General features: G+C 42.9%; 7 protein-coding genes. 4 read left to right on the top strand and 3 right to left on the bottom strand.

The window, feature by feature from the left end; all coding sequences use genetic code 11:
- Window positions 1–331: transposase (locus ACQCT8_RS02875; RefSeq protein WP_426868270.1), on the bottom strand; the 331-nt coding region annotated here is incomplete at its 3' end.
- Between the two features lie 304 nt (window positions 332–635).
- Here ACQCT8_RS02875 and ACQCT8_RS02870 point away from each other — a divergent pair.
- Window positions 636–3719, top strand: coding sequence for an efflux RND transporter permease subunit (locus ACQCT8_RS02870; RefSeq protein WP_426868268.1), 3084 nt, complete (start codon window positions 636–638; stop codon window positions 3717–3719).
- Between the two features lie 340 nt (window positions 3720–4059).
- Here the strand turns inward: ACQCT8_RS02870 and ACQCT8_RS02865 are convergent, their stop codons facing one another.
- Window positions 4060–5055 (bottom strand): class F sortase, encoded by a 996-nt coding sequence (locus ACQCT8_RS02865; RefSeq protein ID WP_426868266.1) that lies wholly within the window; start codon window positions 5053–5055, stop codon window positions 4060–4062.
- A gap of 235 nt (window positions 5056–5290) precedes the next feature.
- Here ACQCT8_RS02865 and ACQCT8_RS02860 point away from each other — a divergent pair, with 235 nt between their 5' ends.
- Window positions 5291–5464, top strand: a complete 174-nt coding sequence (locus ACQCT8_RS02860) for a hypothetical protein (protein ID WP_426868265.1) — start codon at window positions 5291–5293, stop codon at window positions 5462–5464.
- Window positions 5465–5543: 79 nt separating this feature from the next.
- Here the strand turns inward: ACQCT8_RS02860 and ACQCT8_RS02855 are convergent, their stop codons facing one another.
- Window positions 5544–6824: a DEAD/DEAH box helicase gene (locus ACQCT8_RS02855; RefSeq protein ID WP_426868263.1), complete on the bottom strand. Its 1281-nt coding sequence runs from the start codon at window positions 6822–6824 to the stop codon at window positions 5544–5546.
- Between the two features lie 127 nt (window positions 6825–6951).
- On the opposite strand from ACQCT8_RS02855, the gene ACQCT8_RS02850 reads away from it, so the two are divergent.
- Both ACQCT8_RS02850 and ACQCT8_RS02845 read left to right on the top strand, forming a co-directional pair.
- Window positions 6952–7995, top strand: coding sequence for an SDR family NAD(P)-dependent oxidoreductase (locus ACQCT8_RS02850; protein ID WP_426868261.1), 1044 nt, complete (start codon window positions 6952–6954; stop codon window positions 7993–7995).
- A gap of 304 nt (window positions 7996–8299) precedes the next feature.
- The gene (locus ACQCT8_RS02845; RefSeq protein ID WP_426868259.1) at window positions 8300–9712 is read left to right on the top strand and encodes an alanine/glycine:cation symporter family protein; all 1413 of its coding nucleotides are present in this window, start codon (window positions 8300–8302) and stop codon (window positions 9710–9712) included.
- Window positions 9713–9781 lie beyond the last annotated feature (69 nt).

Here is a 9781-nt window from a genome sequence, read left to right as displayed (position 1 = left end):
CTTGAACTTCTGGGTAAACCCGGAATCGGTTTATGGTTCGATAGCTGGGTTGGTGCCCTTGAGCCAGCCACATCATCCGAACACTGTCTAAAAGGAGTCCTTCAATTTTTCTTCCGGAGAAAACGGATTGGGAGTAGGCGCATAAAATAATTTTCATCATCATACGTGGATGATAGGCAGGGCAGCCGGTCTTTCGCAAGAAAGACTCGAATGCTTCTTGGGGAATCTGTTCTACGAGATCATGTACCGCGTAAGCAATATCATTTTTTTGAAGTTTGATTTCCAAGTCTAGGGGCAAAACAACTTGATTCATGTTATAATCTTTAAACATAAGGACACCTCCGGTGGTTTTTGTTGTGGTGACTTTAATTTTACCAGAGGTTGTCCTTATCTTTTATTAAAAATTTTAATTATCTAAATAAAAAATGCCCTCATGAGCTACTAAAGTTCATGAGGGCATTCTCGTTTATTCAGCTGAGTTTTGTCCCAGGCTCATTTTTTTGGACAGAAATAGAAGCCAACACCTTCATTCTTGACACAACTGTCGAAAACGTGAAGAATAGTGATGAAAGGACTTATACTAACCATCTTTTAAAGGAATAATTATTTTAGAAATGCCAAGAGGAGGCTGCAGGATGTTTGAATGGGTATTAAAGCGCACGAAGATTTTCATGGTGCTTTTTGTTTTAAGTATTATTGTCGGGGTTATGGTGTTTTTGCAGCTGCCTCAAAGGGAAATTCCCGAGACTTCTGTAAATGTCGGTACCATTTCCACTGTGTATCCAGGTGCGACGCCTGAGGTGGTTGAACGGACCGTCACCAATCCGATTGAACAAAATTTGGAATCAATCGAGGGAATTGAGGAAATTTCTTCTGCATCTGCTGCAGGCTTCTCATCCGTTGTTGTAACGCTAGAAGATGGAGCAAACTCGCAGGAAGTGTTTTCATCTATCCAGCAGCAGGTATCCGATGCTGAAGCCTCCTTCCCGGAAGAGGTGGTCTCCACTTCTGTAGAGGAAGCGCAGGCAAATTTCCCTATCGTCTCGTATATGTTAACGAGCGAGGATCGGGATGCATTTACAGATCTGCAGCCTTTAATGGATGATTGGGATGAAGAAATTTCAGCTGTGGCCGGTGTTTCCGGTACGACAGTGAAAGGCGTTCAGCCTACTGAAATTATTTTGACGGTTGATTCTGAAGAGCTGGGTCAAAATGGTCTTGCCATCCCGGATGTTATGACCGCAATTGAAAGTGAATTCAATCCAGTTCCTCTTGGGAAACAGGAAACCGGTCAAACGATTTATCAGCTTTCTATTGAATCGTATGAAACAGTTGAAGAAATGGAACAAGTGACAGTAGGCCAATCTCCTGAAGGTGATGCTGTTTCCATAGCAGATATTGGATCTGTTGAGCTTGCACCAAAAGAGACAGAGGATCTGATTACTTATGATGGGGTGCCTGCTGTATCGTTTACAGCTTATTTAGACGAAGGACAGGACATCCCAAGTGTGGATGAAGCTGTCGTTTCAAAGATGGATGAGTTAGAAGAAACACTGCCTGAAAATATTGAACTGGTGCCTTATTATTCCCAGGCTGATCTGGTGAATACCATTTTTGACGGCTTGTATTTTTCACTTGCGATTGCAGTATTGGCTGTCATTGTGACAAGTGCACTCGGTTTAACTCCAGGCGGTGCAATTGTTGTCGCCATTGCGGTTCCGCTATCAGTCCTGATTGGGATTATTCCTCTCCCTTTTGCGGGTGTGGATTTAAACCAGATTTCCGTCATTGGCGTAATCATTGCGCTCGGTATCCTGGTGGATGACTCCATTGTGGTAAATGACAATATTCAGCGCAGATTTAAACTGGGGGATAAAGCACTTGGTGGCGTTATTACAGGGGTAAAAGAAGTTTGGGTATCCATCGTTACGTCCTCCCTAGCAATCGTCTTTACCTTTTTGCCGCTGGTCTTTTTATCTGGAGGAAACGGAGCCTTTATCCGCGCGCTTCCAACGGTATTAATTACAACCATTCTGGCATCAACAATTGTTGCTCTTGTATTTGTACCAATGATGCGTTTCAGTTTTTACCGTAAATCGAATAAAAAAATGTCGGATTCTCCAGGTTTATTAGGAAAACCGTTGAATTGGATTTCTGATTTTTACGCTGATAAAATTTTGGTGAAAACATCCAAAAAGCCGCTTTTGACAGGATTAATTGGATTGGCTGTGACGACCGCCCTGTTTGGTCTTGTCGTACTGACGCCTTTTGAGTTTTTCCCGGATGCAGATCGCGAAGAAGTGACGGTTGATGTCACGCTGCCGATTGGAACACCACTTGAAGAAACACTTTCAACGCTTGAGGAAATGGAAAGTACGTTAAAAGAAGATGAGGGCGTAAAGGAAACATCCATTTTCGCAGGTACCGGTCTGCCGAACCTTTTTAATAGTTCGCTTGATACGACAGGTGATTATACCGGACAGCTGGTCGCAAGAGTGGACCGGGAAAACCAAACCGCTCAAGGCCTGATCGAAGATTGGACTGACGAGCTTCGTGATCAGTATCCGGATGCCATTATTTTCATGGAAACGATTCAGCAAGGGCCTCCTGCTGGAGCTCCTGTAACGGTTACAGTGAAAGGACCTGAGCTGGAAGAAATAATTTCAATCCGCGATACAGTGATGAGTGAAATTGATGACCTGGGTGTCGATTTGGTTCTCGATAATATTGGACAAGAAGAGCCTACTATTCAATATATACCGGATCGTGATGCACTAAATGAAAATGGCATTACGCTGCAGCAGATCAGCCAGCAGATCAGAGTGGTGACAGAAGGAATACCGATGGACAGCTTTGATGATGGCGTGACTGAACGGGATATGACCCTTTTAGTGGATCCTGTGGAAGAAGGGGAAGAAATTGATTTAACCCAAATTGAACTGCCTGCCGCCGCTCAGAGTGGTGAACAGGGCCCTCCTGCTCTAGTGACGCTGGATGAACTTGTAACTGCTGAAGAAACCGAACAGCTGCAGCGGATTCCTCACGATGGAGGAGAACGTGCGATAACGATTCGGGCGTTCCCTGGTGAAGTCGAAGATCTGGAAGCCAAAGTAACGGAAATTACTGAAGAAGTACGTGAAGGTCTTTCAGAAGATTACAGTCTGGTTCTAGGTGGAGAAAACGAAGCCCAGGATGACTTCTTCTCTGAAATTATCATTCTGTTTACAATCGTTATTTTCCTTGTGTATGTACTAATTGCGTTCCAATTTAATTCATTGTCTTTACCATTGCTAGTATTGGTGGCCGTTTATTTGGCCATTGCTGGTGCGATACTTGGATTATTTGTCACACAAACACCAATCAGCTTCCTGGCAGTAATGGGTATGGTTTCCTTAACAGGAATCGTGGTCCGGAACTCCGTTGTGCTTATTGACTTTATAGAACAGGGTCTTCAAAACGGAATGAAGGTGAAAGATGCCGTCATTGAATCAGGACGTGTTCGTATACGCCCGATTCTTCTTACAGCCTTTACGTCCATTGTCGCATTGATTCCTGTAGCTGTAAGCGGAGATGCACTATTTACACCGCTTGCTGTGACGATTATATCCGGAATCATGTTTTCAACCCTGCTTACACTGGTAATTGTTCCAATGCTTTATATCGTCTTTTTGAAATTCAGGAGACGTGGAAAAGAACTTCGTAAAACAGGTCAATTTTAACGTAAGTGAATAAGCACCTCTTCCTGCCTCCCCTTTTGGGATCGCAGGAAGGGGTTTTTAATTTTATTCAATATGCTTCACCCCCGAAAAATGACGACAAAAAAGCCTGGGACAAAATGTCTCAGACTCATCGAGCAGTATAGGTGGAAGATTTCCTCAGGGACGGCGCTGAGCTTTTTTAGGAGCTTAGCCAGAAACTCGGATTGCCATCATCTACTGCTGGAATCAACTCTCCACTCATTTTTCATTAATAGTAAAAACAGACTCAATTCTCTACACTTTTTCAATTATCTCCCAGCCAGCGTTTAAACATAATGTTTTTTCACGCTGTCCTGCAGTTCTATTCTTCAGTCAGATAAGCATGCTCTGATTCTTTTCCATCAATCGATACAGCCGTTACAGAGTAGACAGCTTCAGGGTCTTCTACAATTAAGCTTTTTCTTTCAAAATAGCTTACACTGTCCAATTTTTCTTTCGTTCCGTCCTCCAGCTCTTTGTAGATGCGGTACCCCACTACTTCTTGATCACGCACCGCATACCATGAAAACTGATTGCCTGTTAGAGCTACATTGGTAGGCACGGTCGGTTCATATTCCAATTCTTCCGGTTCTTCTTCTACAAGCTCAGTATAGACGACTAAACGGTCTGGATATTGTCCGCTTTCCCGATCAAATGGACCTGTGCACGTAATTAAGTTAAGATTTCTGGAGTCAGAGGGACCAAATATCTCCTGAAGGGGAGCGCCATCAGCCGGGTATGATTCCATGGAAGTTACAGCAAACGTCAAAGATTCTCCATCTTCTCCAGTGACGATAATTTCGTCTCCTTCTGAAAGATTGCGAAGCTCAAAGAAGATCGCCGGTCCTTCATAGCTGTCTACATGTCCTGCTAATACAGAGTTTCCAACTGCCCCTGGCTTCGTACCCGGTTCAAACCATCCGACTTCATTTACATTTTCAGGAACCTCCATCGCGCCATCTTCTTCAATTCCCACCTGAATAATGTCAGCCTCTATATCAAGAGCAGGGATGGAGACATTTACCGGGGTTAAAGGGGTCACTTCCTGTTCTTGAACTGCCAGCAGCTCTTCAAATTTTTCTTCATCTTTTTCAAGAATCGGAAACTCTTCTTCTTTTTCAGGGCTCGTCTCAATTTGTTCCCCAAGAGATCCGAGGTCATCTTCTTCACTGCTTTGCACCGCAGGAGAATTTCCTTCATCTGCATCGCTTGATTCTGCAGAAGATCCTGTATATTTTTGTGCAGCCATCATGACGCCGTATGACACCATAAATACTGCAATCCCGACTAATATGGATAACAGCAGTTTTTTCGCCAAGACATGCACCTCCCCATAGTCTAATAGTCTTTAAATAGATAACGAGAAAAATAGAACTTCAGATCACTTTTCTTTTGATTTTAGTACGTTACCAAACAAAAGGGGTCTGACCCCATTTTCTTTTAGTTTACATCACTTTTTTTCATTATTGCGAATTTGAATCGGCTGTTTATCTTTCTTTAGGGGAAGGCATGGATTATAATTATGGGTACCTGCTATGGAAAGGATCGATTTCATGAGTGAACAGAAGAAGGTAAGTTTACAGGATTTAGTGAAGCAGCAGCTTGCGAATAAGAAAAATCAATCTAAAGCAAATGCAGCTTCTCAGGGACCTGGCAACGAGAAGAAAATGAAAAGCCAGCAAGCAAAGAAAGTGGCTAATACGAGAAGAAAAGCCGGAGGATCTTAAGCCGTTACTTTGGCTATGGAAGCTCAGCAAAGGATAAAACGACCCCGCAGTCCAAAAATGGCTGCAGGGTCGTTTTTTTTTAAGATCTTCCTCTTCTTTTACTCAGTGATGCTTTAGGTGCAGTATGACTGCCGCTGTAGCGCTGCTGTCGTTTTTTGTTTTTTTCAATCTTTTCTTCTTTTCTTTCTTTAGCACTCATGGAATCCTTTTTTGAAGGACCTTCATGACGGTCATAGTCTGCTGCATTGACTTCCACTATTTTTCTCGGAATTTCGTATTGGATCCCCTGCTCGATATCACGCATAAGATCTTTGTCTTTTGGAGCTGACAGCGTAAAGGCCGCCCCATCTTCTCCCGCACGCCCTGTTCTTCCAATGCGGTGAATGTAGCCTTCAACATCCTCCGGAACATCGTAATTAAAAACATGGGTAACGCCTTCTATGTCAATTCCTCTTGATGCAACGTCGGTTGCGACAAGGAGCTGAAGCTTGGCGGTTCGAAATTGTTTCATTACATTTTCTCTCTTTGATTGAGACAGGTCGCCGTGCAATTCACCTACAAGATAGCCTCTTGATCGCAGCTCTCCATACAGCTTGCTTACTCGGCGGATCGTCCGGCAGAAAATAATCCCTAAAAATGGTCTGGTCTCATCAATCGTCTGACATAAGGCCCCGAGCTTTTCCCTGTCGCTAACCTCAATGACATAGTGCTGAATTTCTTCCACCATGCTGGACTGGTCCCTGATCTGTACAGTTTCAGGCTTTTTCATATAGCGCTTTGCAAGCTTGCGAATATCCTTGGAAAGCGTTGCAGAAAATAACCCCATCTGCCTATCTTCGCTCGTCAGTTCGATAATCTGCTCTACTTCTTCAAGGAAGCCGAAATGAAGCATTTGATCTGCTTCATCTATGATCAGTGTCGTAACCGTCGACAGATCGATGGTTTCCCGTCTGACATGGTCAAGCAGCCTTCCCGGTGTTGCAACGGCAATTTGAACGCCGCGCGCCAGTTTTTTTACTTGTTTATCTAAATCCTGACCGCCATAGATGGATAAAATGGATGGTTCGTTATCGTTCTTCTGCAGCTTTTTTAGCTCTTCAGTGACCTGAATTGCCAGTTCCCTGGTAGGAGCTAATACAAGCGCCTGAAGCGAAGAATTGGACTGATCTATTTTTTCAAGTGCAGGAAGCAAAAAAGCGAGTGTTTTCCCTGTTCCTGTTTTTGCCTGTACCAATACATCTTTATTGTCTAACAGAATGGGAATGGCTTTTTTCTGCACATCCGTTGGGCTCAAAATCATTTGCTTTTCTAGTTGAGTGCCGGCCGACTGGGAGAGACCAAGCGATAAAAATTCTTTCATACATACACCTCTTTCGATCTATTATACCTTTTTTACTTCTCTGCGCAGTATTTGTCGTTTCTTCAGTTAAGATTCAGCTTGACGTCTGCTATACTAAAAGAATCTTGCATTTAAAAAGGAGACACCTATGAACATCATGATAACAGGTGCTACTGGATTTGTTGGCACTAAATTAGTTAAATCCCTTTTAAAGGACGGACATACCCTCTTTCCTCTCGTCCGCAGCGAGAAAAAAAAGAGTGCGATTCTAGCTTCTCTTACTCCTGAAGAAGCGAAGCGGGTTCATCCGGTTTACGGGGACGTGACAAAAGAAATGCTTGGAGTAAATGCTGCTGATCAGAAAAACCTGCTGGGCCAGCTTCATATACTCTACCATACTGCAGCTTTTTTATCTTTTGATCCGGATGATCGCGAAAAAACGTTTTTTGTCAACGTTCAAGGAACAAAGCACGCGATTGACTTTGCACATAAAATTAGGATTCCTTCATTCTTTCATATCAGTACTGCTTATACGCTGGGGCTTGATCATTACGGAAAGGAAACTATTCACTCCTTATCCCGTATGTTCGTAAATGACTACGAAGAGAGTAAGTGTCAGGCTGAACATCTTGTCTGGCAGGAGCGGGATGCCCTTCAGGTATCGATCTTCCGTCCGGCAATTATTGTTGGTGATTCCAATACTGGCGAAGCAGATACAACATTTGCCTTATACGGCCTTTTAAAAGCTGTAGCTCTTGTTAAGAAACTGATTCAGCGCGGAAGAATTTCTTCAGACCATGTGATCCGCCTATTATGCAACGAGGAAGCATCAAATAATGTTGTCCCGGTCAATTATGTAGTCGATGTATTAAGTGCAGCTGCCGTTCATGCCGAACCATCTGCCATTTACCACATTGCAAATAACCATGCTCCTAAAAACAAAGACGTAATGAATTGGATTAAAGAAATCAGCGGAGTTACGCAGTTGGAATTGGTCAGTACCCCTGATCGACTGACTGAGAGCGACAAGGTCATTAATGAACCGATGAGTGTCTTCCGGTCTTATTTATCGCGTTCAGTTGAATTTGATGACACCAATACACAGAATCTGCTGAAAAAAAGCGGCAGAAAAGAGCTTGATTTGACAGATGAAAAATACCGTATGCTGATTAAAACATATTTTAATTCCTGATTTTTCTGCGAAACTTTACCGGTTTCGCAGATTTTTTAAAATAAAAAGTTAACAGAATATTTCGATTTTCTAATGGAAATTTTTACGTAAATAAATGATTAAAAGTCTTGAAGGCATTATATTTAAGGTTTTTTTCTCTGGAAACCACTTTGCAAAAAATTGCAGGTTTTTCATCATTTTTTCCTCAACCCCTAAAAGAAAGGGTTTTCAAAGATTTACATTCCTAAAATTACTATTTACTTAATTAAAATTTCTGTGTATATTATTCCATATTCAGATAATTCAAAAAAAGGGGGATGAAAGAATGCAAGGAATCATTGATAGTGCTAATAATTTTTTATGGAGTTATGTTCTTATTGCTGCCTTACTTGGTGCAGGTCTTTATTTTACAATTACTACCCGCTTTGTTCAGTTTCGCTACTTGAAAGAAATGATACGGGTGCTCGGCGATAAGTCGGTCGTCGTGGATGGGATGAAAAGCATCAGCTCCTTTAAATCCTTTTCAATTGGGGCCGCTACCCGAATTGGAACAGGTAACTTAGCTGGTGTTGCTGTTGCAATTGTAGTCGGAGGTCCTGGTGCTGTGTTTTGGATGTGGGTTGTGGCACTCTTGGGGGGTGCGACAAGCTTTATTGAAAGCACACTCGCCCAGATTTATAAAGTTCGTGATGGCTCAGCTTACCGCGGCGGGCCAGCTTATTACATCGAAAAAGGCTTAAACAAGCGCTGGCTAGGCATTATCTTTGCCGTATTAATCGCCGTTACATTCGGATTAATTTTTAACTCTGTACAAAGTAATACAATTGCCCTTGCATTTGAGAGTGCATTTGGTATTGACCGTTTGATTGTCGGCGGGGCTGTTACGCTTTTGACAGGGCTGATTATCTTTGGCGGTGTTCATCGAATTGCAAATTTCTCAAGTGTGATCGTGCCGATTATGGCAGTTTTATATGTCGGAATTGCTTTAGTCGTAATTGCGATGAACTTTTCTGAAATTCCTGCTGTATTTTCAACCATCATCAGCAGCGCATTTGGTTTTGAACAGGCGCTTGGCGGCGGGATCGGTGCTGCTATCATGCAGGGTGTTCGCCGTGGATTATTCTCCAACGAAGCCGGTATGGGTAGTGCACCAAACGCTGCTGCTACTGCCAATGTCAGTCATCCTGCTAAGCAGGGCTTTATTCAGACGCTGGGTGTGTACGTCGATACATTAATTGTTTGTTCGGCCACAGCTTTTATTATTCTGGTAAACACAGATTATCAGGCAAGCGGACTGGAAGGAATTCAGCTTCTGCAAAACTCACTCAGTCTTCAAATCGGTGACTGGGCCGGAATCTTCGTGGCTGCCGCAATCTTTATGTTCGCGTTCAGTTCGATTGTAGGAAGCTACTATTACGGGGAAACGAATATTGAATTTATTAAGAAAAGCAAAATCGCACTTAATGTCTATCGATTCCTGACAATGGGACTTGTTATGTTTGGATCTTATGCAGGCCTTGGTCTTGTCTGGGCACTTGCTGATGTATTCATGGCACTGATGACATTGATTAATATTATAGGCATCGTGCTGTTAGGAAAAATTGCTATCATTGCACTGAAAGATTATGAAACGCAGAAAAATCAGGGTATTGATCCAACCTTCTCCCCTGGGAAGCTCGGCATAAAAGGAACTGAATGCTGGGATGCCATCAGGAAAGAGCATGATAAGGTATCTTAAGCAGCCTGTCGCTGCATGACTATGGTAATGTAAAAAATCGCCCGGGAAGCTGTCTAAGCTCCCGGGCGA

This window comes from Jeotgalibacillus proteolyticus (genome assembly GCF_050107735.1).
Taxonomy (GTDB): domain Bacteria; phylum Bacillota; class Bacilli; order Bacillales; family Jeotgalibacillaceae; genus Jeotgalibacillus; species Jeotgalibacillus proteolyticus_A.
The sequence above is the reverse complement of the archived record's forward strand: the minus strand, read 5'-3'. Positions and strand labels throughout refer to the sequence as shown.

Coding starts and splice junctions, on each gene's coding strand:
- ACQCT8_RS02870 (WP_426868268.1), top strand. CDS start 636: ATGTTTGAATGGGTATTAAAGCGCACGAAGATTTTCATGGTGCTTTTT.
- ACQCT8_RS02860 (WP_426868265.1), top strand. CDS start 5,291: ATGAGTGAACAGAAGAAGGTAAGTTTACAGGATTTAGTGAAGCAGCAG.
- ACQCT8_RS02855 (WP_426868263.1), bottom strand. CDS start 6,824: ATGAAAGAATTTTTATCGCTTGGTCTCTCCCAGTCGGCCGGCACTCAA.
- ACQCT8_RS02850 (WP_426868261.1), top strand. CDS start 6,952: ATGAACATCATGATAACAGGTGCTACTGGATTTGTTGGCACTAAATTA.
- ACQCT8_RS02845 (WP_426868259.1), top strand. CDS start 8,300: ATGCAAGGAATCATTGATAGTGCTAATAATTTTTTATGGAGTTATGTT.